This is a genomic window from Amycolatopsis albispora (assembly GCF_003312875.1).
Lineage (GTDB): Bacteria > Actinomycetota > Actinomycetes > Mycobacteriales > Pseudonocardiaceae > Amycolatopsis > Amycolatopsis albispora.
Genome location: NZ_CP015163.1, coordinates 3,350,983 through 3,375,503, shown reverse-complemented (window position 1 = coordinate 3,375,503; position 24,521 = coordinate 3,350,983). Strand labels below are relative to the sequence as shown.

The following is a 24,521-nucleotide window of genomic DNA, read 5'->3' as shown; positions in this document are numbered from 1 at the left end:
GGCATGATCCATCCGGGTCGAGGGGAGAGGTGGGCAAGTGGGGTTGGGAGGCGTGGTGTCCGAGGTGCCTGAGGTGTCTCCGGCACGGTGGAGCACCGAGCGCGTGATCGGTCTCGCGCCGGACGCGGCTTCGGCGCGGGCCGGGCGCGCGCAGGCGGCGGCGGTGCGCTGGTCCGGCGCGGGCGCGTCGGCGGCGGCCGTGTGGGGGTACTGCCAGGGCAGCGGCAAAAAGCCGTACCAGACGTGCGTGGAACTGGCCGGTCCGGCGTACCGGTGTTCCTGTCCCAGCCGCAAGTTCCCGTGCAAGCACGCGCTCGGCCTGCTGCTGCGCTGGGCTGGCGGTGAGCTGCCGGAGGAACCGGAGCCGGAGTTCGTCACGGCCTGGCTCGCCGAGCGCGCCAGGCGGGCCGAGCGCACCGAGCAACGCCGGGAAAGCGCGGGGCCGCGTGATCCCGAAGCCGCGGCCAAACGTGCCGAGCGCCGGGCCGACAGGGTCAGCGCCGGTGCCGGCGAGCTGCGTGAATGGCTGCTCGACCAGGTCCGCGGCGGGCTGGCCGGGCTGGAGCGCGGCGGCGCCGAGGAACTGCGGCGGGTGGCCGCGCGCATGGTGGACGCGCAGGCCCCCGGCCTGGCCGGTGGGCTGCGCCGGGCGGCGGGCCTGGTCGGCCGCCGCAAGGACTGGCCGAGCCGCGTGCTCGCCGAACTGTCGCTGCTCTACCTGCTGGCCGAGGCCGGGTCGCGGCTGGACGAACTACCGCACGCGCTGGCCGAGACCGTCCGCACGCGGCTTGGCTTCAACACCGACACCGCGCGGGTGCTGTCGTCCGGTGAGCGCGTCTCGGACACCTGGTTGGTCGGCGGGGTGCTCGACGAGGAGCGCGACCAGCTGGTCACCCGGCGGTCGTGGTTGTTCGGCGAGCGGAGCGGCCGGGTGGCGCTGGTGCTGTCGTTCGCGCCGCCGGGCCAGCCGCTCAGCTCGGTGCTGCCCGCCGGGCACGTGCTCCCGGCGGAGCTGGCCTTCCACCCCAGCGCGCTGCCGTTGCGCGCGCTGGTCGCCGACCACGGTCCGCCGGTGCCCGCCACCCGGCCGGACGGCGACACCATCGACGTCGCGCTGGCCGCGCACGCACGGGCGATGGCCGCCGATCCGTGGCTGGACCGCTGGCCCGTGCTGCTGTCCGGGCTGCGCCCGGCACGCCACGGCGAGGAGCTGGTGTTGTCCGATGTGGACGGTCGAATACTGCCGCTGGTACCGGGGTTCGACCCGTGGCGGCTGCTCGCGGTGTCCGCGGGCGCGATGGTCACGCTGGCCGGGGAATGGGGTTCGGCCGGGTTGCGGCCGTTGCTGTGCTGGGACGGGGATCGGGCGGTGCGGTTGTGACGGCGTGGGCGGATCTGGTCGGGGTCGCGCTGCTCGGCACCCGGCGGCGGGCGCCGGATCTCGGCGCGCTGCCACCCGCGGTGCGGGAGCTGGCCGGTGAGCGCACCGATCCGGCGGACGCGCTGCTCACCGCGGGCGCGTTGCTCACCGCGTACCGGCGCGCGGGCTGGCAGCCGGAGAACGCGGCGGAAACACTGCCGGTGGCGGAGAGCGATTCCCGGCCCGACCTGCCGGACGCGGCGCGAGAACGGCTGGCCCGGTTGCTCACGGCGAGCCGTCCCGAACTGCTCGCGGAATGGCTCGGCGTGGTGGCCGAGCGCGGGCTGCGCGTGCCGCCGGAGCGGCTGCCCGCGCTGGCCGAAGCCGCCCGCGCGAAACCGGCGCTGCGTGGTCCGGTGGCGCTGGTGGCCGGACCGGCCGGGCGCTGGCTGGCCGGGCTGAACCCGGAATGGCGCTTCCTCACCGCGGCCGCTCCCGAGCCCGGCGGCGGGGCCGACGACTGGCGTTTCGGCTCGCCGGCGCAGCGGCGCTCGTGGCTGGCGGTCGCGCTGGTGGCCGATCCCGAAGGCGCCCGCGCCGCGGTCACGGCCAGCTGGGAAAGCGAGCCCGCCGAGGTCAGGGCCACCGTGCTCGAACTGCTCGGTGAACATCTGCGGGCCGAGGACGAGCCGTTCCTCGAAGCCGCGCTCGGCGATCGGGCCGCGTCGGTCCGCCAGCTGGCGTCGGCGCTGCTGCTCCGGGTGCCCGGGTCCGCGCTGGGCCGCCGGATGGCCGATCGCCTGCGCCCGCTGGTCCGCGTCCGCGAAGACGCGCTCGAAATCGACGTGCCGGAGGCGGACACACGCTGGCTGCGCCAGGCGGTCGCCGCGACACCGCCCGAGTTCTGGGCCGAGTTCGGCACACCGGCCGAGCTGGTCCGGCTGACCGTCCAGGGCGCGCCGGCGTCGGTGCTGCGTGAGGGCTGGGCCGTGGTCGCGGTCCGGCATCGCGACGCACGCTGGGCGAAGGCCCTGTTCGACGCGGATCCCGGCCGGGCGGACGCGGGCACGCTGATCCAGGTGCTGCCGCCACCCGAACGGGCGAAGGTGCTGGCGCGGCTGATCCGGCAGGCGCGGCCCGAGGCGGTGGCGCGGCTGGTGGTCGACCTGCCCGCGCCGTGGCCGCCCGAAGTGGGCACGGTCCTGCTCGACTGGCTGGCCGGCCGCGAGGACACCCGGGCCGTCGCGCACGCCGCGGTCACCATCGCGCGAACGGTCCCGCCGGAGTGCCTCGGGCACCCGCTGGCCACCACCGCGCCCGAACCCGGCTCGGCGCCCTGGCGGCGGGCGCTGGCCGAAACCCTGAACTTCCGCCGTGAGATGTACGAGGAGCTGGCATGACTTCCACTGTGCTGCGGCCGCACGCCGAGCAGGACCACGCCGACGAGCTGGCGGCGCTGGCCGCGGTCGACGACAGGCCGCGCCCGCCGTCGTGGCGGCTTTCCCCGTGGGCGGTGGTGCAGTACCTGCTCGGCGGCACGCTGCCCGACGGGACCGAGATCACCCCGAAGTACGTGGGGCAGCGGCGGCTGATCGAGGTCGCCGTCGCCACGCTGGCCACCGATCGCGCCCTGCTGCTGCTCGGCGTGCCCGGCACGGCGAAGACGTGGGTTTCCGAGCACCTCGCGGCGGCCATCAGCGGCGATTCCACGCTGCTGGTGCAGGGCACCGCGGGCACCGCCGAGGAGGCCATCCGGTACGGCTGGAACTACGCGCGGCTGATCGCCGAGGGGCCGAGCGAGAAGGCGCTGGTGGAGAGCCCGGTGCTGCGTGCCATGCGTGACGGCCGCATCGCGCGGCTCGAGGAGCTGACCCGCATCCCGGCCGACGTGCAGGACTCGCTGATCACCCTGCTGTCGGAGAAGACGCTGCCGGTGCCGGAGCTGAACACCGAGGTGCAGGCCCGTCCCGGGTTCAACCTGATCGCCACTGCGAACAACCGCGACAAGGGCGTCAACGAGCTGTCCAGCGCGCTGCGCCGCCGGTTCAACACCGTGGTGCTGCCGCTGCCGGACACCGCCGAGGCCGAGGTGGAGATCGTCAGCAGGCGGGTGGCGCAGCTGGGCGCGTCGCTGGAGCTGCCCGCCGACGTCGCCGACCTGGCCGAGATCCGGCGCGTGGTCACCGTGTTCCGTGAGCTGCGTGCCGGGCGCACCGAGGACGGCCGCACCGCGGTGAAGTCGCCGTCGGGCACGCTGTCCACCGCCGAGGCGATCAGCGTGCTCACCGGCGGCCTCGCGCTGGCCGCGCACTTCGGTGACGGCGTGCTCCGGGCACACGACGTGGCCGCCGGCATTCTCGGCGCCGTGGTCAAGGACCCGGTGGCCGATCGCGCCATCTGGGTGGAGTACCTGGAGACCGTGGTCCGCGAACGCGAGGGCTGGGACGACTTCTACCGCGCCGGGCAGGAGATCGCCGGGTGAGCGTGCATCTGCTCGGCATCCGGCACCACGGTCCCGGTTCGACCAGGGCCGTGCGCACCGAGCTGGCCGAGCTGGCGCCCGACGTGGTGCTGATCGAGGGGCCGCCGGAGGCCGACGCGCTGGTCCCGCTGGTCCGCGAGCTGCGGCCGCCGGTGGCGCTGCTGGCCTACGCGAGCGACGACGTCTCGCGCGCGGCGTTCTGGCCGTTCGCGTTGTTCAGCCCGGAATGGCAGGCGCTGCGGTACGCGGTCGAGCACGAGGTGCCGGTGCACTTCTGCGACCTGCCCGCCGCGTTCCAGTTCGCCGAACCGGACGGCACGGCCAGGGCGGGGCGGTCGGCGGATCCGCTGGCGCGGCTGGCCGCGGTCGCCGGCTACGACGACCCGGAACGCTGGTGGGACGACAAGATCGAGCACTGGCGTGACGGCACGTCGCCGTTCGAGGTGATCGCCGAGGCGATGACGGCCCTGCGCGAGGACGAGCCGGATTCCGGCGAGCACGAGCAGCGGCGTGAGGCGTACATGCGCACGGTGCTGCGCCGCACGATCAAGCAGGGCTACGAGCGGATCGCGGTCATCTGCGGGGCGTGGCACGTGCCCGCGCTGGCCAGCCCGCTGCCGCCGGCGAACCGCGACCAGGCCGTGCTCAAGGGCCTGCCGAAGCGGAAGGTGGCCTGCACCTGGGTGCCGTGGACACACGGGCGGCTGGCCGGGGCCAGCGGCTACGGCGCCGGCATCCGCTCACCCGGCTGGTACCACCACCTGTTCACCACCGAGGACGACGTCACCGCGCGCTGGATGACCGAGGCCGCCGGGGTGCTGCGTGGGCAGGACCTGCCGGTTTCCACCGCGCACGTGATCGAGGCCGTCCGGCTCGCCGACACGCTGGCCACCCTGCGCGACCGGTCCTCGGCCGGGCTGGCGGAGGTTTCGGAGGCCATCCAGGCAGTGCTCTGCGACGGTGACGAACTGCGCGGGAAGCTGGTCGTCGAGAAGCTGATGGTGGGGGAGCGGCTCGGCGCGGTGTCCGAGCAGGTCCCGCAGGCGCCGCTCGCCGCGGACCTGACAGCCACGGCGCGGCGACTGCGGCTGAAGCGGGATCCGGTGGTCCGCGAGCTGGATCTCGACCTGCGCACCGATTCGGGCCTTGGCAAATCGCGCCTGCTGCACCGCCTGCGGATCCTCGGCATCCATTGGGGCGTCAGGGAAGTCTCCGCGGTCCGGAGCAAGGGCACGTTCCGCGAAACCTGGGAACTGGCCTGGGAACCGTCCTTCGAGGTGGACCTGATCGCCGCCGGGGTCTACGGCACTACGGTCCCGGCCGCGGCCACCGAGGTGGTCCGCAAGGTGGTGGCCGGGCGGCCGCCGCTGCCGGAGATCACCACCGCGGTGGAGGACTGCCTGCTCGCCGACCTCACCGACGCGCTGCCCGAGGTGCTGGCCGCGCTGGACGAACGCGCCGCCGCCGACGCCGACGTGGCGCACCTGATGGCCGCGTTGCCCGCGCTGGCCAGGGTCACCCGGTACGGCGACGTGCGCGGCACCGACGTGGCCGCGCTGCGAGTGGTCGCCGATCGCAGCCTGGCGCGCGTGTGCGCCGGGCTGCCGCCCGCCGCGCACGGCCTCGACGACGACGCGGCCGCCCGCCTCGGCGAACTGATCGACGACGTGCACGAGGCGACCACCCTGCTCGACGAGAGCGCCAAGGAACGCTGGATCGACGCGCTGCACGGCCTGGTCGACGCACCCGGCCTGCCCGCGTTACTGGCCGGGAAGCTCGCGCGCCTGCTGCTCGACGCCGACCGGCTGGACACCGGGGACGTGGAGATCCGGCTCGGCCGCGTGCTCACCGCCGGCATCGAGCCGGTCAAGGGCGCGGCCTACGTCGAAGGCTTCTTCGCCGGTGGCGCGCTGCTCCTGGTGCATGACGACAGGCTGCTCCGGGTGATCGACGCCTGGCTCGCGGCCATTCCGGGCGAGCAGTTCACCGAGGTGCTTCCGTTGCTGCGCCGCACGTTTGGCGCGTTCGCCGGGCCGGAGAAGCGGGCCATCGGGGAACGCGCGGCCGGGCTCGCCTCCGGTGGCGGCACCCGGAAAGCGGTGGTGGCCGAGGAACTCGACGAGGAACGGGCCGAGGCCGTGCTGCCGGTGCTCGCGAAACTGCTGGGGGTGAGCCGATGACCGAGGAACGGTTGCGCAAGTGGCGGCTGGTGCTCGGCGGCGAGGACGACGGCACCGGCGCCGGACTGTCCGATGAGGACAGTGGCGTCGACGGTGCGCTGGCCGCGTTGTACGACACCCCGCCGGACGAGGCCCGCGGCGGCCGCCGCACCGGCGGGCTGGGCGGTTCGTCACCGCGGGTGGCGCGCTGGCTCGGGGACATCCGGCGCTACTTTCCGGGCACGGTCGTCCAGGTGATGCAACGCGACGCGGTGGACAGGCTCGGGCTGACCAGGATGCTGCTCGAGCCGGAGCTGCTGTCCGCCGTCGAACCGGACATCCACCTCGTCGGCACGCTGCTTTCGCTGAACAGCGTGCTGCCGCAGGAAACCAAGGAGACCGCACGCGGGGTGGTCCGCGAGGTGGTCGCCGAACTGGAAGACAGACTCGCCGAGCCGACCAGGGCCGCCGTCCGTGGCGCCCTCGACCGCGCCGCCCGCACACACCGGCCACGCCTGTCCGACGTCGACTGGTCGCGCACGATCCGCGCCAATCTCCGGCACTACTCGCCCGAGCTGGGCACGGTGATCCCGGAACGGCTGATCGGCTACGGCCGCCGGGCCCGCCAGGTGCGGCGGGAGGTGATCCTGTGCGTCGACCAGTCCGGCTCGATGGCCGAGTCGGTGGTCTACTCCGGCGTGTTCGGCGCGGTGCTGGCCTCGATGCACTCGCTGAGCACGCGGTTCGTCGCCTTCGACACCGAGATCGCCGACCTGACCGAGCACCTGGCCGATCCGGTGGACGTGCTCTTCGGCACCCAGCTCGGCGGTGGCACCGACATCAACCGCGCGCTGGCCTACTGCCAGAGCCTGATCACCAGCCCGGCGAACACGCTGCTGGTGCTGATCAGCGACCTGTACGAAGGCGGGGTGCGGGAAGACCTGCTACGCCGCGCGGCGGAGCTGACCGGGTCCGGGGTGCAGATGGTGGCGCTGCTCGCCCTGTCAGACTCCGGCGCACCCTCGTACGACCGGGAAAACGCCGCCGCCCTGGCCGACCTGGGCATCCCGGCTTTCGCCTGCACGCCGGACCTGTTCCCCGAACTGATGGCAGCCGCCATCCGCCGAGACGACCTGACCCAATGGGCAAGCCACATGACCAGCACAGAACGCTGAATCCCACCCCACCCCACCCCACCCCACCCGAACCGAACCGACGACGCCCCGCCCTGCCCCGGCGACCCCCCGCCCCTGCCCTGCCCCAGCCCGGCGACGCCCCGCCCCTGCCCGGCCCCGGCCCCGGCGACGCCCCGCCCCTCCCCGGCGCCACCCGCCCCGAATCGGGCAGTGAAGCCCCACCCCCGAATCGGGCGGTGACGCCCCACCCCGAATCGAAACGGTGAGGCCCCACCCTGAATCGGGTGGTGAAGACCCGCGCCAGGTCGGGCGATGAAGCCCCACCTCGGGGTCGGGCGGTGACGCCCCACCCCGAATTGAAACGGTTAGGCCCCACCCTGAATCGGGCGGCGAAGATCCGCGCCAGGTCGGGCGGTGCAGACCCGCCCGGGTCTAGGCGGTGAGAATCCCCGGGTCGAAATCGTGAGGCCCCGCACGTGATCGAAGCGGTGCAGCCCTACCCCGGATCGAGCGGCGAAGACCCGCCCCGGTTCGGGCGGTGAGGGCTTGCACCGGTCGGGCGGTGAAGCCTGCACTGGATCGGAGTGAGGAACCGCCCCGGCCCGGGCGGCGAAGCCCTGTCCCGGACCGGAGCAGTGAACGCCCGGCCCAGGTCGGAGTGGCGAGGGTCCGCACCAGTCGGGCGGGTGAAGACCCGCACCGGGTCGGAGTGGTGAGGATCCGTCCCGTGTCGGAGCAGTGAACGCCCGTCCCGACCGGAGCGGTGAGGGCCGCGCCAGTTGGGCGGGTGAAGACCTGCCCCGGGTCGGAGTGGTGAGGAACCGCACCGGGGAGGGCGGGGGTGAAGACCTGCGCTGGGTCGGAGTGATGAAGATCCGTCCCAGATCGGAGGGGCGAAAAATCCGCCGAATACTCGCCGCCCGCCGCCGGTCGCAACCGCTAGGGTCGCACCTGTGAAATCTTCCGGCCGGCGGGTCGTTTCCAGTGTGCTGTCCACCTTGCTGCTGGCCGCGCTGGTGACCAGCCCGGTCGCCCAGGCACGCCCGGTGCCCGCCGCCGGAGACGATCCAGCGGCGGCCGCGCCCGGCTTCGAGCCGGAACTCGGCAGGCGCATCCTCCGCGCGGAGTCCTACGCGCGTAGCCGCCCCGGATTCGCCGGGATCGTGGTGCACGACAGGCAGACCGGCGCCACCTGGCGCAACGCCAACTCGGACACGCTCATCTGGGCCTGCTCCACACCGAAGCTGGCGATGGTGGTCGACCTGCTCCTGCGCGACGACGCGGGCGCCGTCGATTTGACCGACGAGGATCGCGCGCTCATGCACGCGATGCTGAACACCAGCGACAACGACGCCGCGCACACGCTGTGGAACCGGTACGGCGGCGAGGACTTCGCCACCCGCTTCCCGTCATACGGCATGACCGACATGCGCTTCACCGACGAGCACCCGCACCACTGGGGCTGGATCCTCACCACGGCGGACGACCTCGGCCGCCTGATGGACTTCGTGCTCGAGAGGATGCCGGTCGAACACCGCGACTACATCGTCGGTGAACTGCGCGCGGTGGACGCGAACCAGCAGTGGGGCGTGTGGGGCGCGGGCCCGGCCGCGAAGCCGGGCAACAAGAACGGCTGGTCCGACGACAACAACGACGGCTCGTGGCTGGTGAACACGGTTGGCTTCGTCGGCCCGGACGAGCGCTACACGGTGGCGGTCATGAACAACACCCAGGTGGTGGAGGGTGGTTTCGAGACCGGCGTCGAAACGACCACCCGCGTCAACGAAATCCTGTTCCGGGGCTACTTCGGCTAGGGCACGTTCAGCGTCGGGTTCCGGTCGAAGAAGCCGGTCGGCTTGAGGGTGAACTTGGCGTGGTCGACCGGCATGATCGGCCAGTCCTCCAGGCGCGGCACGTGGGTCGGGCCGAAGGTGTGCCACAGCACGATGTCCTCGCCGTCGATGTCGCGACCGGCGGCGGTGTAGGCGGGCAGCCCGTCACCGCCGGGGCTCTGGTTCACAAAATCGCCGGCCGCGTACCGCTCGCCCGATGCGTACCGCGTGACCCACAGGTGCTTCGTGGCGAACGAGGCACGCGCGGCGATCACCGATTCTGGGTCGGCCAGCAGCGTCGGTGACTGCTGCACCGAAAGCGTGTAACCGACCGGCTCACCCATCCGGTTCAGCTTACCCGGGTTGACGATGCGCCAGACGCGGTTCGGTGCGGCCTCGCGGGCCGTTTCACTGGTCAGCCGCGTGGCCCTGGTGGTGAACGCGTTGCCGTGCTCGTTGCCTTCGCCCATCGGCGTGGGCACCACGTCGATTTCGTCGACGGCGTTCGCGCCGCCGTCGACCGCCATGTCGAGCCGCGCGCAGAACAGGTGCTGGTGGTACGGCGCGCCGAGGCCGGGCGCCACCTGCGTGGCGAAGTCGGATCCTTCCTCCGGATACGCCGAGGTGAACAGGAAACCGGTGAGCTTGACCTCGCATTCGATGGTGCCGTCGAGGTAGAGGTACCAGTAGAAGCCGTAGTCGTAATTTCCGACGGTGGTGAAGAAGCTGATCACGAGCCGGCGTTGCCTGCGGGTTTCGGCGATGCCGGTGAACAGGTCGCTGTGCTTCCACAGCGTGCCGAAGTCCTCCTCGTGCACGCAGATCGCGTTGTCGACGACCCGCGGATTGCCCAGTTCGTCGGCCACGGTGACGTCGAGATAGGTGATCTCGCCGAGGCAGTCACAGCCGAGCTTCAGCGAGTTCGCGTAACGGCCGAACAGGTACTCGCCGGTGTCGAAGTAGTTCTGCCAGAACCGGACCGGCGACGGATCGGCGTAGGGCACCACCATTTCGGCGATCGACGCGCGTTCTACGATCGGCCGTCCGCCGAACGCGAGCTTCCGCAGCACCAGCCCTTCCCGAGTGTCGAAGCCGACGCGCAACGACCAGTTGGCCCAGTGCAGTTCGTCGCCATCGAACCGGAAGGACGGCCCTTCCGGCTGACGGATCTCGATCGGCTTGAGCCCCTCGAGTGGCGGCCCGGCCACCTCCGGATCGTTGTAGTTGCCCGATTCCTCCGGTACCTCGAATACGCGGTGGTCGATCAGCTTGTGCAGCTTGCGCTCGATCAAGTCGACATAGGCACACAGCCCGTCCACCGGATGCGCCCAGCAGTGGTCCGCCGGAAAGTCCTGGCGGAAGGCGAGCACCCGCAGCAACCGCTTGCCCACCTCGTCCGGATACCCGTAGTTGCCCGCCGACAGCGGCGCAAAAATCACCGAGCCCGGATCGACGCCGCGTTTCTCCAGCGCCGCCAACCACTCTGGCGACTCGTTGAGGATCGGCCCGATGACGCCGAATTCCTCGTCGAGGATGGGCAACTGCCCGACCGCGGCGTCGATCGGGACGACCTCCACCGCCTTGGTCGTCAGAAAAACGCGCGCATCGCTCGCCGCGCCCGTTTTGAGGTTGAGCAGCAACGCGCGCGCCCGCCGCTCCGGCGCGGTCTCGTACTTGTCGGGCTCGTCCAGACCGACGTACGCGAACCGGGTGTCCGTGTTGACTTGCCCGGCGTCGGTCAGCACCCGCCGGACGTCGTTGATTTCGTCAGCGGTGAGCGCGGAGAGCGGATGCGGCGTCATCGGCGTTCCCTTCGTCGGCGGTCGCTTCCGGGGCTGTCACCCCACCGTCGATCACACCCGCCACCGCTGTCATCATCGGCACCGCGGATTTGACCCGAATGCCGTCAAATCCGCCGCCGTCCACCTCGCCTGGACTGCGTGTCCAAGCTCTGGACAGTTTGTCTATAGTGCTCGGCATGGGCACTCCGTACCTCGCGCTTGACCGGGCCAAGCTCGAAACCAACATCCAGCGGCTGCGCCACCGCCTCGGCGGCACCACGCTGCGGCCGCACGTCAAAACCGCGAAGTCGGTCGAGGTCGCGCGCCTGCTCTTCGACGGCGGAACCGGCCCGATCACCGTCTCCACCCTCGCCGAAGCGGAGGCCTTCGCCGACGCGGGCTTCACCGACATCCTCTACGCCGTCGGATTTTCGCCCGACAAGGTCGGCCGCGTGCGTGCGCTACGCGACCGCGGCGTCGACCTCGTCGTTTTGCTCGACAGCGTGGAGCAGGTGGTGCCCGGCATCCCCGCCCTGATCGAGGTCGACTGCGACGGCCACCGTGGTGGCCTGGTCCCAGGCGACCCCGCCGCACTGGAAATCGCGCGGGCACTTGGCGCCGACCTGCGCGGCGTGCTCACCCACGCCGGCGAGTCCTACTTCGCCGACAGCCCCGCCGCGCTCGTCGCCGCCGCGGAACAGGAGCGGCTCGCCGCGGTGACGGTCGCCGGCGATCTACGAGACGCCGGGCACAAGGCTCCCGTGGTGAGCGTCGGTTCGACGCCCACCGCTCACTTCGCCGAGGACCTCACCGGCGTGACCGAGGTCCGGGCCGGCAACTTCGTCTTCTTCGATCTCGTGATGGCCGGGATCGGCGTCTGCCGGATCGACGACCTCGCGTTGAGCGTGGTCACCACGGTGATCGGCCACCGCCGCGACAAGGGCTGGATCCTGACCGACGGCGGCTGGATGGCGACCTCACGCGACCGCGGCACCGAACGGCAGCGCGTGGACCAGCGCTACGGCCTCGTCGCCGATTTCGACGGCGAGCTGTACCCCGACCTGCTGATGGCCGACGCCAGCCAGGAGCACGGCATTCTCGCGCTCCGTCCTGGCAGCACCGAAACGTTGCCGGACCTGCCGATCGGCACCCGCGTCCGCATCCTGCCGATCCACGCCTGCGCGACCGCCGCGCAACACGACGAGTACCACCTCGGCGATGGCGAACGGTGGCCGCGAGTGCGCGGCTGGTGAACCCGGCGCTTCAGCTGCGCACGGGCTTGAGCGGGTCGTGCCCGAGGGACATCAGCTTGTGCCGCCAGGCCGCCTGGCCCTGGGTGGGCTCCAGGTCGTCGCGCCGTTCGGCGTGCACCCGGTCGACGACCTTGCGCATCACCCGCTCATCGTCATTGTCCAGGTCGACGCGCCGCTTGCGGAGCACCGCGAGCACCTGCCTGCCCAGCTCACGGCCCGCCTGATCCGGCAGCGCCTCGGTCTCGGGCCCGGCGCCGTCGGTGCGCAGCCACTCGTCCAGCTCGCGGGAGGTCATGTTCACCACGCGGTGGAACTCGTTCCAAAGTTCGTCGTCGAGGGACGGCATTCTCGCCTCCATCCGTCGAAGGTCGTGAAGATCGAGTACCCAGCCGCCCGGTGAGCTATTCGAGCGCGCGCAGGATCGGCGCGGCTTCGTCGGGGTGTACGCGCAGTTCGGTCCGCCGGTTCGCCGAATGGAAGGTGATCGCCTGCCGGTCCACCGCCTGCATGGTCAGCGCCCCCGGGTCGAATTCCCGGCCGTCCCAGGTCACCGGCTTCCCGCCGCCGACCGCGAGGTGTCCACCCTGCTCCGCGCCCCCGGTCAGCTCGGCGTCCTTGAGCACGCACGGAATCTCGACGCGTTCGCCGCGCGCGATGGCGTCCGCCCTGGTGCGCCGCCGCCGTCGCTCCCGCACGTCGAACCAATCGACGAGCGGTGCGAGGTGCCCCACGAGCACCAAGAGCCCGCGCCCGACCAGCGCCAGCAGTTCGGCCATGAACCCAGTTCTACCGGGATCGTTCAGCCGATGCCCAGCTTGCCCGCCAGCCTTCCGAGCCAGGCGGTGACCTCGTCGGGTTCACGATCCGGCAGGCCGAAGATCAGCTCGGTCACGCCGATCGACGCGAGGTGCGCGATCCGGCCGGGGTCCGGCTTCCCGCTCAACGCGGCAACCTCCGGCTCGCCCGCGCGGCCCGCTTCGCGCCAGATCCGCCGCAGCAGCGCCACCTGGTCGTCGATTTCGACGTCGCCGGGAGTGGTGAGCCAGCCGTCGGCCGATTTGGCGATCCACCGGAATGTCCGCTCCGTGCCTCCAGCGCCGACCAGCACCGGGATGTGCGGTTGGACCGGCTTCGGCCACGCCCAGCTCGCGCCGAACGAGACGTACTCCCCGGCATAGCTCGCTTCTTCCGCCGTCCACAGCGCACGCATCGCCTCGAGGTACTCGCGCAGTACAGTCCGCCTCTTCGCCCCCGGCACCCCGTGATCGGCGAGTTCGTCGACGTTCCAACCGAAACCCGCGCCGAGCGTGACCCGCCCGCCGGAGAGGTGGTCCAGGCTGGCGATGGTTTTCGCGAGCGTGATCGGGTCGCTTTCGACCGGCAACGCCACCGCGGTCGCCAGCCGGATGCGCGTGGTCACCGAGGCGGCGGTCGCCAGCGCCACCCACGGATCGAGGGTGCGCAGGTATCGGTCGTCCGGCAGGGCCGCGCCACCGGTACCCGGGTGCGGCGCCTCCCGCTTGACCGGGATGTGGGTGTGTTCCGGCACGTAGAACGTGTCGAAACCGGCTGCTTCGGCGGCCTTGGCCGCGGCGGCGGGCGCGATGCCCCGGTCGCTGGTGAACAGCACGATCCCGTGTCTCACCCGGCGGACGTTATTAGAACGTGTTTCAGTTTGCAACCCTGTCACGGGCGCTCGCGACGGCCTGACCGGCGCCGGAACCGTCAGCGCGGGCGACGATCCGGCCGCCCTCGACGCGGATCGCGACCTCCGTGTTGTCGCCGTCGTCCCCGATCGCGGGCACACCTGCCGCCGCGGCGAGTGCTCCCGATGCGTCGCCGACCACCCGCAGCCGAGGCCAGGCCGTCACCGGGAACGCCGGACGCAGGCAGCTCGTGAACTCGGCAATGGTCAGCCGGGCCAACGGCATCAGCTCGTCCGGCGATGCGGTGACCAGGACGGCGGTCACCACGTCGTCCGAACGAACGGCCTGCTCCACGGCGGCCAGCCGGTTCAGCCCGAGAACCACTACGATGCCGTCGTCCTCGAGCGATACGTCCTCGCCGTGCACCAGATCGACCGCCGTCGGCGGCACCCATGGCTCGTCCACCTTCCGGCTCGGCGAAATCGTCGACGGGGGCGCCCACCAGTCGTTGAGGTCGAGGCCCGCCAGCCACTCGCAGGTGCTGACCACGTCGAACGGTTCGACGAAGCCCGGCGCGGCCGCCGCCAGCCGGCTCGCGCCCTGCAACGTTGTCGAAACCGACTCGGCGACCCGGACCAGCCGGCGCGGCGGCGCGCCGGGCGGTCGCTCCGGCGGCTCCAGCCGTTCCATCGCCAGGCCGAGCAACAGCCCGTTGAGCTTCATCAACTGCGTGAACGGCTGTCGAAGCCGTTCATCGGAGCTGACCTCGGCGACCAAGTCCATGCCGAGGCGCGCGGTGTCGGGCGCATCGACGTCCGCGATCGGCAGCCTGCTCACCCAAGTCCGCGCAAGCGACCCGAGTGCTTCACGGAGGTCACGGCCAGGTTCGGCGTGTGGGGGAGGGGTCGCCTGCTCGGCCAGGTCCGCCAGCACCGCGAAATACAGGGCGCGCTTGCCGGGGAAGTTGGAGTAGACGGCACCCCGGGTCAGCTCGGCGCGCTCGGCGATCGAGTCGACCTTCGCGTCGCGGAAGCCGCGTTCGGTGAACTCCTCGCGTGCGGCTTTGAGCACCTTCGCCCGGTTGCGCTCCTGCAGTTCCGCCCTGCTGAGCCGAGCCATCGTCCTCCCTTTCCGGCGTTCAGATGACGCTAACATCTGATCCGCTTCGTGGGTCAGAAGTCGATGCCCGCGTCGTGCACGAGGTGGCGTGCGCGGTCCGCGAGCTGCCGCGCCGCAACGGGAGAGCGGTTCACGATGGGGCCGATCTCGTCGTACGGCATCGCAAAGAGGTCGCGCAGCACAAACGTGAGTCGTTCCGCCGGAGTCAACTGCTCCAGTGCGATCACCAGCGCGAGCCCCACGGAATCGGCGAGTCGCGCTTCGTTCGACAAATCGACGTCCGCTTCTCGCCCACGTAGCTGCTCGATGCACACCCGCGCGACCACCGCCGTCAGCCAGCTGCCGAGGTTGTTGTCGACGCCCGCGTCCGTCAGCCGAGCCAGTGCCTCCCGCATCGCGGCGTCCGCTGCGTCCGGCGAGCCGAGCAGCCGGTGGGCGACCGTTCGCAGCTGAACGCGGTGCGCATCGAACGCCTCCGCCGGGATCGTGCCGTCGTCCACTTTCACGTCCTTCCGTCATCGCACTGACGCCCGGCAGGCGGCCGATGTGACAACGGGGCTTTTCCGGCGGACGCCGGATGGGTATATCGATAGGTGTGAACAAGCGCGCGAAGACAACCGATCGGCTGGCCAAATACCAGTCGATGCGCGATTTCACGCGCACAGCGGAACCGGCCGGTGACGGCAAGACGCAGCCCGCGGGCAACCGCTTCGTGGTGCAGCGCCACCGCGCCCGCCGCCGGCACTACGACGTCCGGCTGGAGATCGACGGCGTGCTGGTCAGCTGGGCGGTGCCGAAGGGACCGACGCTCGACCCCAAGGCACGCCGGATGGCCGTGCACGTCGAGGACCACCCGATCGAGTACGCCGACTTCGAGGGCGTGATCCCGGCGGGCGAGTACGGCGGCGGCGATGTGATCGTCTGGGATCGCGGCACCTGGGAGCCGGTCGACACCGACGACCCGCTGAAGGCCATCGAGAACGGCAACCTCCACTTCAACCTCTACGGCGAAAAACTGCACGGCCTGTTCGTGCTGGTCCGCCCGCGCCGCGCGGAGTCCGAGAAGGACCAGTGGTTTCTCCTGCACAAGCAGGACGAATACGCGGAGCCCGGCTGGGACGCCGAGGACCATCCGAAGTCGGTGAAGACCGGCCGCACGAACGACGAGGTCGCCGCCAATCCCGATGCGCTGTGGCGCAGCGACCTGCCTGCCGCCGAGGCCGAGGTCCGGATGGGCACGCGGCAGTGGGAGCCGCCGACCGAGGACGAGATGGCCGCCCTCGAGGAACTGGGCGCGAAGGGCACCTGGGAACTCGCCGGCCGGTCGCTCAACCTGACCAATCTGGACAAGGTGCTGGTGCCCGGGCGCGATGGCGAGGAGCCGCTGACCAAGCGCGACCTGATCCGCTACTACACGTTGATCGCGCCGACGATGCTGCCGTACCTGGCCGGTCGCCCGCTGAACACCCACCGCTTCCCGAACGGCACCGACAAGCCCGGGTTCTGGCACAAGGAAGTGCCCAGCCACGCGCCGAAGTGGCTGAAGCGCTGGCATCACGAGCAGGCCGAGGCCGGCGACGTCGAGTACTACCTCGTGCCGGACAGCCTTCCCGCGATGGCGTGGCTGGCGAACTACGGCGCGATCGAGCTGCACGCGTGGACGTCTCGGGTGCCGGACGTCGAACACCCGACCTGGGCGCTGTTCGACATCGACCCCGGCCCGGAAACCTCGTTCGACGACCTGCTGGTGCTGGCGCGCCTGCACCGCACGGCGCTGTCGCACCTCGGTCTCGAAGGCCGTCCGAAGGTCACCGGCCAGCGCGGCATCCAGGTGTGGGTGCCGGTCGAACCGCGGTACACCTTCGCCGAGACCCGCGCCTGGACCGAGACCGTGTCGAAGACGATCGGCCGGACCGTGCCCGACCTGGTCAGCTGGAAGTGGACCAAGGACAAGCGCAAGGGCCTGGCGCGGCTCGATTACACGCAGAACGTCATCAACAAGACGCTGGTCGCGCCCTACAGCATCCGGCCGCGCCCGGGGGCGCCGGTTTCGGTGCCGATCGAATGGGACGAACTGGATGATCCGGAGCTGGCCCCGGACCGCTGGACCGTGCGCAACCTGTTCGACCGGCTCAAGGACGCCGGCGATCCGTTCGCCGCGTTGCTCGGTGTCGAGCAACGCCTGCCCAAGCTGTAGACCCTCCGTTTCGTCGATCCCGGCTGTCACCTGGTTCGACGGTGACGCCGCCGGACTCAGGCGGAGTAGGTCTGGATTTCCGTGGCCTTCAACGCCGCCCACAGCCGGGCGCCCGGCGTGATGCGCAGTTCGGCGACCACCGCGGGTGTGATGTCGGCGTGCACAGACGGTTCCCCGTCGAGATGGACGCGGATCGTGTGCGCGTGCTGCTCCAGCCCCAGCACGGTGACCGGCCAGGTGTTGCGAGGGCTGCCGGTCGGCCGGTCGGGGTGCAGGCTGATGGCGGTGGGGGAGAAGGCCACGTGCACGGCACCGGTTGCGGGTTCGGCGACCGTGAGCTGACCGCCGTTGTCGAGCACGACCGTGGTGCCGTCGGCCTTGCCGCGGTGCAGGTTCAGCCCGACCAGCTGCGCGATGTAGTCCGTGCGGGGCCGACGCGCCACTTCGGCGGGGGCGCCTTCCTGCACGACCTGGCCCTGCTCGACGATCACCAGCCGATCCGCGAGCACCATCGCGTCGAGCGGATCGTGGGTGACCAGCAGCGTGCGGCCCGGGTAGTCGGCGAGATGGCGTCCCAACTCGGCGCGGATGTGCAGGCGGGTGCCGGCGTCGAGCGCCGCGAGCGGCTCGTCGAGCAGCAGGAGCTCGGGATCGGTGACCAGGGCACGCGCGAGCGCGACCCGCTGCGCCTGTCCACCCGACAGCGACCGCGGCCGGGTGTGGTGGTGGGCGTCAAGCCCGACCTTGTCCAGCCAGGCCGCGGCCAGGCGTCTTGCCGTGGTGCGCTCGGTGCCGCGCGCGCGAAGTCCGAAAGCGACGTTCTCCAGCGCAGACAGGTGGTTGAACAGCAGGTAGTCCTGGAAAACGACGCCGATCGGCCGGTGCTCGGCGAGCACGAACTCCCGAGGCGGTTCGTCCCAGACGCGGTCGTCCAACCGCAACGAACCCTCGCTGATTGGCAGCAGTCCGGCGAACGACCGCAGTGCGGTGGTCTTGCCCGCACCGTTCGGCCCGAGCAGGGCGACCACTTCGCCAGGCGCGACCGCCAGCCGCAGGTCGAGCCGGAACCCACTGTCCCGATCGACCTGGAAATCGGCGTGCAGCGTCACGACACCCCCCGGATCCAGCGGTCCCGCAGGCTGGCCAGCACCACGACCGACACGATGAGCAACACCATGCTCAGCACGATCGCCGCATCCGGATCGGCTTCCAGCGCCAGGTACACCGCGAGCGGCATCGTGGTGGTCTCGCCGGGGAAGTTTCCGGCGAAGGTGATCGTGGCACCGAACTCACCGAGCGCACGCGCCCAGCACAACACCGTGCCCGCCACGATCCCCGGCGCGATCGACGGCAGCGTGACCCGCCGGAAGGTCAACCAGCGCGACGCGCCCAGCGTCGCGGCCGCTTCTTCGTAGCGAGGGTCGGTGGCCCGGAGCGCGCCCTCCACGGAGATGACCAGGAACGGCATCGCGACGAACGCCTCGGCGATCACGACACCGGCTGTGGTGAACGGCAGCGAGATGCCGAACCACGAGTCGAGGTACTGGCCGATCGGCCCGCGCCTGCCGAGCACGAGCAGCAGGGCGACACCGCCGACGACGGGCGGCAGCACAAGCGGCACGGTCACCAGCGCCCGCAGCACTCCCCGGCCGCGCAGTTCACCGCGGGCCAGCACCCACGCCAGTGGCACACCGAGCACCAGGCAGATCACCGTGGCCAGGCTCGCGCACACCAGTGACAGCCGAAGCGCCTCGCCGACTTCGGGGCTCAGGAGCTGGCTGGGCAGCGTGCTCCACGGCGCCCTGATGATCAGCCCGGCCAGCGGCACCACCAGGAACGCCAGGCTGAGCAGTGCGGGAACGAGCAGGATGAGGGGGAGCCGCCCCCGTGCTCTGCGGCGCGTGGTCATCGCGTTGTCATGGGGCGTCGAAGCCCGCCTCGCCGAGCACGGCGCGCCCGCGTTCCGACAGCACGAACTGCAGGAACGCTCCGGCCGTGCTGGCGTTGGGTGCCTTCGCCAGCGTGGCGATCGGGTAGTCGTTGACCGCCTTGTCGGCCTCCGGGAACGCGATGCCGTCGACCTCGCCGCCGGCGGCCTTGACGTCGGTCCGGTAGACGAGCGCGGCATCGACCTCGCCGAGGCGGGCCTTGGTCAGCGCCGCTTTGACGTCCTGCTCGAGTGTGTCCGGTGCGGCCGTCACCCCGGCGGCCTCGAAGACCTTCTTGGCCGCCGCGCCACAGGGCACCTTCTCGTCGCACAACGCGATCTTGCGGTCGGCGTTGGCAAAATCGACGAGCCCGGTGATCCTTGCCGGATTGCCCTTGGGTACCGCGATCTCCAGGCGGTTCCGGGCGAAGGTGACCGGCTCGCCGCTGGCCGCGCCGGTGTCGCTGACCTGCTTCATGTTGGCTGGCGCGGCGGAGGCGAACACGTCCGCGGGCGCGCCCTGGTTGATCTGCTGCGCGAGCGCCGAGCTGCCGGCGAAGTTGAAGGTGACCTTCGTGCCTGGGTTCGCGGTCTCGAACTCCCGGCCGAGCTTGGTGAAGGACTCGGTGAGCGAGGCTGCGGCGAACACGGTGACCGGTCCGTTCACCGCGCCGGTGGCGTTGTTGTCGCCTACCGGTGCCTCGCTGCCGCAGGCGGCCAGCACCAGCATCGCGGCCACCAGGGTCGTACTGATCCGCAAGTTCGGCATGATCGGCAGTGTAGCTACGCGATCGCGGAAGAAAACCTGTGATGCGGTATCTATTGCGGATCGACTGTGAGACCCCGCGTGAGGTCGCGCCGCGGCAGCGGGCTCGAATAGACCACGCTCGTGGTGACCGAACCCAGACGGGCGATCCGCCCGGTGACCGTCTCCAGGTGCCGCATCGACCGGGCGAGGACCTTCAGGACGAAACAGTCCTCGCCGGTGACGTGGTGTGCCTCCAGGATCTCCGGTGTGGCCGCGAGCAGATCCTGGAACGGCTTGTAGTTGCCCGTCGGGTAACGCAGGCGCACCAGTGCGGTGATGGCCAAGCCGAGTCGTTCTGGGTCGACCACCGCGGAGTAGCCGGTGATGACCCCGGCTTCCTCCAGGCGGCGCACCCGCTCGGTCACCGCGCTCGGCGACATCGCGACGGTCCTGGCGAGGTCCGCGTAGCTGGCGCGACCGTCGAGCTGGAGTGCCTCCAGGATGCGCCAGTCGGTGTCGTCCAGTGATTCAACGGTCATCGCTCCTGGATACCAGGGAAGTGGCGGCGAACCCAGCAATACGCCGTGGAACTTCGGTTCCCTGCGACAGCTCGCCTGTCTAGCGTTCTTCTCATGACGATCACTTCCTCGGATGCCGTGTCCTACTTCGCCACCCAACTGCGGTTCCGCACCGACGCCGCCGACGTGCACGCCGCGCTGGAGTCGGGGACCCCCGGGTTCACCCTGCTGGATTCGCGGGGCGACGTGGCCTGGGCACAAGGCCGCATCCCGGGCGCGCTGCACCTGCCCACGGCCGAGATCGCCCGCCGTGGCCTGGACCTGCTCGACCCGACCCTGCCGGTGGTCACCTACTGCTGGGGGCCGGGCTGCGACGGCGCCACCAAGGCGGCTCTGGCCGTGGCCAAGCTCGGCTTCCACGTCAAGGAGATGATCGGCGGCATCGAGTACTGGATCCGCGAAGGCTTCGGCGTCGAAACCGACGACGGCATCGTGCGACGGCCCGCCGACCCGCTGACGTCGCCGACCGCCGGAGTCACCTGCGACTGCTGAGGCTGGGCCGGATAAAGGCGTGGACAGCGATCCTCGGGGCTGGCTAGCCTGCTAGGCATGTCCAGCCCCGAGGCGTCCAGACGGTAGCCGACCGCGAATTGTCCTATTCGGACATCGCTGAACGCTGCCGTTTTCCCGACGTCCTCAATGGGGTCCTTCATGCCTTTTGCCGTCTACCTGCTCGGGCTGGCCGTATTCGCCCAGGGCACTTCCGAATTCATGCTGTCCGGGCTCATCCCGGCGATCGCCACTGATCTGCGCGTTTCCGTTCCCGCCGCGGGCCTGCTCACCTCCGGTTTCGCGGTGGGGATGGTCGTCGGCGCGCCCTTGATGGCGGCGCTGAGCCTGCGCTGGCCACGCCGCCGCGCGCTGGCGATTTTCCTGACCACCTTCGTGGCGGTCCACATTGTCGGTGCGCTGACCACGAGCTACGAAGTACTGCTAGCCACTCGCGTCGTCGGGGCCTTGGCTAACGCCGGATTCTGGGCCACCGCACTGGCGACCGCCAACGCGATGGTCCCGTCGAACGCCAAGGCCCGCGCCACGTCCATTGTGGTCGGCGGAGTCACCGTCGCCTGCGTTGCCGGTGTGCCGGCCGGCGCTTGGCTCGGGCAGCAGTGGGGTTGGCGCTCGGCCTTCTGGGCCGTCGCGTTGGTTTCGCTGCCGCCGCTCATCGCGATCCTGCGGACGATTCCGGCCGGTCGGCCGGACATCGCGGAGTCAGGTGTGCGCGGTGAACTGCGGTCGCTGCGTAACCCTCGGCTGCTCGTGGTTCTGCTGGTGGCCGCGTTGGTGAACGGCGCGACCTTCTGCGCCTTCACCTATCTCGCGCCGCTGTTCACTACCGATACTGGGCTCAGTGAGGGCTGGGTTCCGGCGTTGCTCGCATTGTTCGGCGTCGGCTCGTTCCTCGGGGTGACGATCGGCGGCCGGATCGGCGACACGCATCCGGTGCCGTTGCTGGCCACCGGCATGGTGGCGCTGATCGTGGGCTGGTCGTTGTTCGCGATGACGGCAGGTAACACGTTCGCCGTCATTGTACTCGTGCTGGTGCAAGGAACGCTCGCTTTCGCGACCGGGTCCACGTTGATTTCCCGTGTGTTCTACCTCGCGGAAGAAGCGCCCACACTGGCTGGCGGATTCGCCACGGCTGCTTTCAACGTCGGCGCCGCTGTCGGGCCGTGGCTCGGTGGCATCGCCATCGGCACCGGGCCGGGGTTCCGCGCACCGTTGTGGGTCAGTGCGGCGTTGATGGTCGCGGCGTTCGCCGTTGCCCTTGCCGCACAGGGTGTTCGGAAGCGAGTTCGCCAGTGACGTGGTGAAGTTGGGCCGGGCACCGTATTCCTCAAATCGAGGAGCGGTGCCCGGCCTTCAGTTCATGCACCGACGGGCCACCCAGGAAGCACCAGACGGCGATCACCGGATCGCAGATGGCGCAACCGAGGGAGGAATGCTCGGCGAACGGCAGAATCGGGGCGCCTTTCCAGTGGTGCAAGGCATCCCACGCCGTGTGGAGCAGCCAGCCGATGCCGATGAAGGTCCACGAATCGAGCCCGCGGTAGGCGACGTAGGTGACCACGGCCGCGAACGCGAGTTCCCACGGGCCGAAGCCGCCGCTGCTGAGGTAGGCGGCTCCGGCGCCCGCGACCATCACCGCGTTGAACCGGCGACGGTTGTGCGGTTCACGGATGAACGAATTGAGGCAGACGTAGGCGATCCCGACCAGGATCGGGGCGATGATGAGCACGTGCCGGACGTTAATCCGGCCCAGGCGCGCCCGACACCGGCTGAATCGCCAACTTCCCCCGGATTATCGCCAACTGTCCCGATGTGCGGCGGCGAACTCGGCGAACGTGCGGGCGGGACGCCCGGTCACCTCGTCGACGGTGGTGGTGACACGGTCCTCGGCACCGTGGCGAATCTGCTCGTCGAGCGCTGCGAGTACATCGGCGAACTCCGAGGGCAGCCCGGTCGCGGTCAGCAGCGCGGCGAATTCGCCGGTGGTGACGGGACGATGGCGTACCGGCTTGCCGGTGACCTCGCTGATGATGCTCGCCGCGTCGGCGTAGCTCAGTGCCTGCGGGCCGGTGATCACATGGTCGGTGTTGTGCGGCAACGGATCGAGCAGAGCGCGGACGGCGACCGCGGCGATGTCGTCGGCGTCGACAAAGGCGACACGACCCGAGCCGGTCGCGGTGACGATCTCGCCCGTCGACCGAATGCTCCGCGCGACGGCGTGCTCGCCGGAGAAGTTCTGCATGAACCAGGACGGCCGCAACACCGTCCATTCCGGAAACCCCACCCGCACCAGGCGCTGGAGTTCGCCCAGTTGGGGAGTGTCCTCGGTGATCGCCGACGAACTCAGCAGTACGACCCGGCGTACACCGTGGTCCCGGGCCTCGGCCAGGAACGGTTCGACGATCGGCACCGGGTCGGCCACGCCGATGGGAGGCACCAGGTAGATCCGGTCGACGTCGGCCAATGCCGGACCGTAGGTTTCCGGTTCCCTCCAGTCAAAACGAGTCTGACCGGCCAGAGCCGGCTTGCGGGTGGCGACACGGGCGGACGAACCGACCAGGGCGGCAACCCGGCTGCCGGTTGTGCCGGTTCCGCCGATGACCAGCGTCGTCATGTCGTCGATGTCGTGGAGTTGGCGAACGACATGAGCTCGCCGGCGCCACCCATCGCTTCGGCAGCGGCCAGCGGGCTCCAGTAGTCGCGGTAGTGCGCAATTTCCCCGTCTTTCGCGGTGATGACCGCGATGTAGCGCATGCGGTAGGGCTGCCCGCTGGCCACGATCGTCCCGGCCACCTCGAACTCCGCGACGACCCGATCGGCGTCGGCCACTTCGTGGATCTCACGAGCTACCACGCGCTCCGGAGCGAGGTAGTTGTTGTAGTCGCGCAGGTACTCGCGCACGGCGTCGCGGCCGTCGAGGCGGCTTGGATATTCAGCGGAGGCGAAGGGGAACTCGAGGACTCCGTCAGCTGCCCAAAGGTCGGCGAAGCCGGTCATATCCTGCACCAGGATTCGGCGCAGACCCTCTTCTACCAGGTCACGGGCGGTTCTAGGCACTACAACTCCTGCAAGTCGACGAATGGACGATACGGCACCGTCCCGTCCACAACCCTACGCGGGACGGGTCCGTCCCGTCCAGTCGTATGCTGTGGGGCATGACCACTCGTCGCACTCCGACCGGCGCGGCCGTGCTCCAGCCCCGGATCACTTCGGCCATCACCGATGCCGTCCTGGATGAGCTCGCCGTCTGCGGTTACGGCCGCCTGTCGATGGAGGCCGTGGCCAGGCGTGCTGGGGTCGGGAAGAGTGCCCTCTACCGCCGCTGGCCGTCCAAGCAGGAGATGGTGCTCGCGGTGTTGTCGGAATTCAGCGTTCCGTTGGCGGAGGTGCCCGACACCGGCTCGCTGCGTGGTGACCTCCTGGCCACCGTGGATGCGCTCCGTGACTGGTTCACCCATTCGCACTTTTCCGCGATCTTCCCGGATCTGACCGCCGAGGCCGGGCGAAACCCCGCGCTGGCTGCCGCTATCCAGGCGATGATCGGTGAGCCGCGACGTCGGCAGGGTGCGGCTATGTTGCGCAGAGCGATCGCGCGCGGTGAACTGCCCGCTGACCTGAACCTGGAAATGGCCCTCGATTTCCTTCCGGGGCCGCTGTTCTGGCGATTGGGTGTGCGGAAAGTGGCTCTGGATCCCGGATATCGAGAAGAGTTGGTCGAGTTCCTGTTGCGAGCCTTGGGGTCGGGGTCTTCGTCAGGCTCTTGACCTTGAAACACCCATTCGTGGCAGGAACA

At 70.4% G+C, this 24,521-nt stretch carries 24 protein-coding genes; 11 read left to right on the top strand and 13 right to left on the bottom strand.

Annotation, left to right across the window (positions count from 1 at the left end; genetic code table 11):
• Window positions 1–73: 73 nt before the first annotated feature.
• From A4R43_RS15675 to A4R43_RS15650, 6 genes are all read left to right on the top strand, one after another.
• A complete protein-coding gene (locus A4R43_RS15675; protein WP_236809036.1) occupies window positions 74–1,381 on the top strand; it encodes an SWIM zinc finger family protein in 1,308 nt (435 codons plus the stop codon).
• Window positions 1,378–2,760 carry a DUF5691 domain-containing protein gene (locus A4R43_RS15670; RefSeq protein ID WP_113692999.1) on the top strand — a complete coding sequence of 461 codons (1,383 nt, stop codon included), beginning with the start codon at window positions 1,378–1,380 and terminating at the stop codon, window positions 2,758–2,760. The genes A4R43_RS15675 and A4R43_RS15670 overlap by 4 nt, the downstream gene beginning before the upstream one ends.
• Window positions 2,757–3,842: an ATP-binding protein gene (locus A4R43_RS15665; RefSeq protein WP_113692998.1), complete on the top strand. Its 1,086-nt coding sequence runs from the start codon at window positions 2,757–2,759 to the stop codon at window positions 3,840–3,842. The genes A4R43_RS15670 and A4R43_RS15665 overlap by 4 nt, the downstream gene beginning before the upstream one ends.
• Window positions 3,839–6,022, top strand: coding sequence for a DUF5682 family protein (locus A4R43_RS15660; protein WP_113692997.1), 2,184 nt, complete (start codon window positions 3,839–3,841; stop codon window positions 6,020–6,022). The genes A4R43_RS15665 and A4R43_RS15660 overlap by 4 nt, the downstream gene beginning before the upstream one ends.
• Complete coding sequence (locus A4R43_RS15655; protein WP_113692996.1) at window positions 6,019–7,176, top strand: VWA domain-containing protein; 1,158 nt, start codon at window positions 6,019–6,021, stop codon at window positions 7,174–7,176. Before A4R43_RS15660 ends, A4R43_RS15655 begins: the two co-directional genes overlap by 4 nt.
• A 914-nt stretch (window positions 7,177–8,090) precedes the next feature.
• A complete protein-coding gene (locus A4R43_RS15650; RefSeq protein ID WP_236809033.1) occupies window positions 8,091–8,951 on the top strand; it encodes a serine hydrolase in 861 nt (286 codons plus the stop codon).
• Here A4R43_RS15650 and A4R43_RS15645 read toward each other — a convergent pair.
• Window positions 8,948–10,771 (bottom strand): primary-amine oxidase, encoded by a 1,824-nt coding sequence (locus A4R43_RS15645; protein ID WP_113692995.1) that lies wholly within the window; start codon window positions 10,769–10,771, stop codon window positions 8,948–8,950. The two genes, A4R43_RS15650 and A4R43_RS15645, sit on opposite strands and share 4 nt — an antisense overlap.
• Before the next feature lie 176 nt (window positions 10,772–10,947).
• Here A4R43_RS15645 and A4R43_RS15640 point away from each other — a divergent pair, with 176 nt between their 5' ends.
• Window positions 10,948–12,003 carry an alanine racemase gene (locus tag A4R43_RS15640; protein WP_113697629.1) on the top strand — a complete coding sequence of 352 codons (1,056 nt, stop codon included), beginning with the start codon at window positions 10,948–10,950 and terminating at the stop codon, window positions 12,001–12,003.
• Window positions 12,004–12,013: 10 nt separating this feature from the next.
• On the opposite strand, the gene A4R43_RS15635 is transcribed toward A4R43_RS15640, so the two are convergent.
• The 5 genes from A4R43_RS15635 to A4R43_RS15615 are packed head-to-tail and all read right to left on the bottom strand — an operon-like array spanning window position 12,014 to window position 15,268.
• On the bottom strand, window positions 12,014–12,349 hold the full coding sequence (locus tag A4R43_RS15635; RefSeq protein WP_113692994.1) for a DUF3140 domain-containing protein: 336 nt from the start codon (window positions 12,347–12,349) through the stop codon (window positions 12,014–12,016).
• A 55-nt stretch (window positions 12,350–12,404) separates the two neighbouring features.
• Complete coding sequence (locus A4R43_RS15630) at window positions 12,405–12,779, bottom strand: hypothetical protein (protein WP_113692993.1); 375 nt, start codon at window positions 12,777–12,779, stop codon at window positions 12,405–12,407.
• Window positions 12,780–12,802: 23 nt separating this feature from the next.
• A complete protein-coding gene (locus A4R43_RS15625) occupies window positions 12,803–13,648 on the bottom strand; it encodes an LLM class F420-dependent oxidoreductase (protein ID WP_113692992.1) in 846 nt (281 codons plus the stop codon).
• Between the two features lie 25 nt (window positions 13,649–13,673).
• On the bottom strand, window positions 13,674–14,768 hold the full coding sequence (locus A4R43_RS15620; RefSeq protein WP_113692991.1) for a TetR/AcrR family transcriptional regulator: 1,095 nt from the start codon (window positions 14,766–14,768) through the stop codon (window positions 13,674–13,676).
• A 53-nt stretch (window positions 14,769–14,821) separates the two neighbouring features.
• Window positions 14,822–15,268 (bottom strand): sigma factor-like helix-turn-helix DNA-binding protein, encoded by a 447-nt coding sequence (locus A4R43_RS15615; protein ID WP_113697628.1) that lies wholly within the window; start codon window positions 15,266–15,268, stop codon window positions 14,822–14,824.
• Between the two features lie 95 nt (window positions 15,269–15,363).
• On the opposite strand from A4R43_RS15615, the gene ligD reads away from it, so the two are divergent.
• On the top strand, window positions 15,364–16,965 hold the full coding sequence (gene ligD / locus A4R43_RS15610; RefSeq protein ID WP_472240949.1) for a non-homologous end-joining DNA ligase: 1,602 nt from the start codon (window positions 15,364–15,366) through the stop codon (window positions 16,963–16,965).
• 56 nt (window positions 16,966–17,021) lie between these two features.
• Here ligD and A4R43_RS15605 read toward each other — a convergent pair whose 3' ends face one another.
• The 4 genes from A4R43_RS15605 to A4R43_RS15590 are packed head-to-tail and all read right to left on the bottom strand — an operon-like array spanning window position 17,022 to window position 20,179.
• Window positions 17,022–18,074 carry an ABC transporter ATP-binding protein gene (locus A4R43_RS15605; protein WP_113692989.1) on the bottom strand — a complete coding sequence of 351 codons (1,053 nt, stop codon included), beginning with the start codon at window positions 18,072–18,074 and terminating at the stop codon, window positions 17,022–17,024.
• Window positions 18,071–18,874 carry a molybdate ABC transporter permease subunit gene (gene modB / locus A4R43_RS15600; RefSeq protein WP_113692988.1) on the bottom strand — a complete coding sequence of 268 codons (804 nt, stop codon included), beginning with the start codon at window positions 18,872–18,874 and terminating at the stop codon, window positions 18,071–18,073. The genes A4R43_RS15605 and modB overlap by 4 nt, the downstream gene beginning before the upstream one ends.
• A 7-nt stretch (window positions 18,875–18,881) precedes the next feature.
• The gene (gene modA, locus A4R43_RS15595) at window positions 18,882–19,661 is read right to left on the bottom strand and encodes a molybdate ABC transporter substrate-binding protein (RefSeq protein ID WP_113692987.1); all 780 of its coding nucleotides are present in this window, start codon (window positions 19,659–19,661) and stop codon (window positions 18,882–18,884) included.
• Between the two features lie 50 nt (window positions 19,662–19,711).
• Entirely contained in the window at window positions 19,712–20,179 is a 468-nt protein-coding gene (locus A4R43_RS15590; RefSeq protein ID WP_113692986.1) for an Lrp/AsnC family transcriptional regulator, read from the bottom strand.
• Window positions 20,180–20,272: 93 nt separating this feature from the next.
• Between A4R43_RS15590 and A4R43_RS15585 the strand changes: the two genes are divergently transcribed.
• Window positions 20,273–20,710: a rhodanese-like domain-containing protein gene (locus A4R43_RS15585; RefSeq protein ID WP_113692985.1), complete on the top strand. Its 438-nt coding sequence runs from the start codon at window positions 20,273–20,275 to the stop codon at window positions 20,708–20,710.
• 159 nt (window positions 20,711–20,869) lie between these two features.
• Window positions 20,870–22,024 carry a Cmx/CmrA family chloramphenicol efflux MFS transporter gene (locus A4R43_RS15580; RefSeq protein ID WP_113697627.1) on the top strand — a complete coding sequence of 385 codons (1,155 nt, stop codon included), beginning with the start codon at window positions 20,870–20,872 and terminating at the stop codon, window positions 22,022–22,024.
• 31 nt (window positions 22,025–22,055) lie between these two features.
• On the opposite strand, the gene A4R43_RS15575 is transcribed toward A4R43_RS15580, so the two are convergent.
• The 3 genes from A4R43_RS15575 to A4R43_RS15565 form a co-directional block, all read right to left on the bottom strand.
• Complete coding sequence (locus tag A4R43_RS15575; RefSeq protein ID WP_113692984.1) at window positions 22,056–22,457, bottom strand: DUF6010 family protein; 402 nt, start codon at window positions 22,455–22,457, stop codon at window positions 22,056–22,058.
• Between the two features lie 63 nt (window positions 22,458–22,520).
• Complete coding sequence (locus tag A4R43_RS15570; RefSeq protein WP_113692983.1) at window positions 22,521–23,342, bottom strand: NmrA family NAD(P)-binding protein; 822 nt, start codon at window positions 23,340–23,342, stop codon at window positions 22,521–22,523.
• Window positions 23,339–23,785: a nuclear transport factor 2 family protein gene (locus A4R43_RS15565; RefSeq protein ID WP_236809031.1), complete on the bottom strand. Its 447-nt coding sequence runs from the start codon at window positions 23,783–23,785 to the stop codon at window positions 23,339–23,341. The genes A4R43_RS15570 and A4R43_RS15565 overlap by 4 nt, the downstream gene beginning before the upstream one ends.
• A 98-nt stretch (window positions 23,786–23,883) precedes the next feature.
• Between A4R43_RS15565 and A4R43_RS15560 the strand changes: the two genes are divergently transcribed.
• Window positions 23,884–24,492, top strand: a complete 609-nt coding sequence (locus tag A4R43_RS15560; RefSeq protein WP_205215348.1) for a TetR/AcrR family transcriptional regulator — start codon at window positions 23,884–23,886, stop codon at window positions 24,490–24,492.
• The last annotated feature ends 29 nt before the right edge of the window (window positions 24,493–24,521 follow it).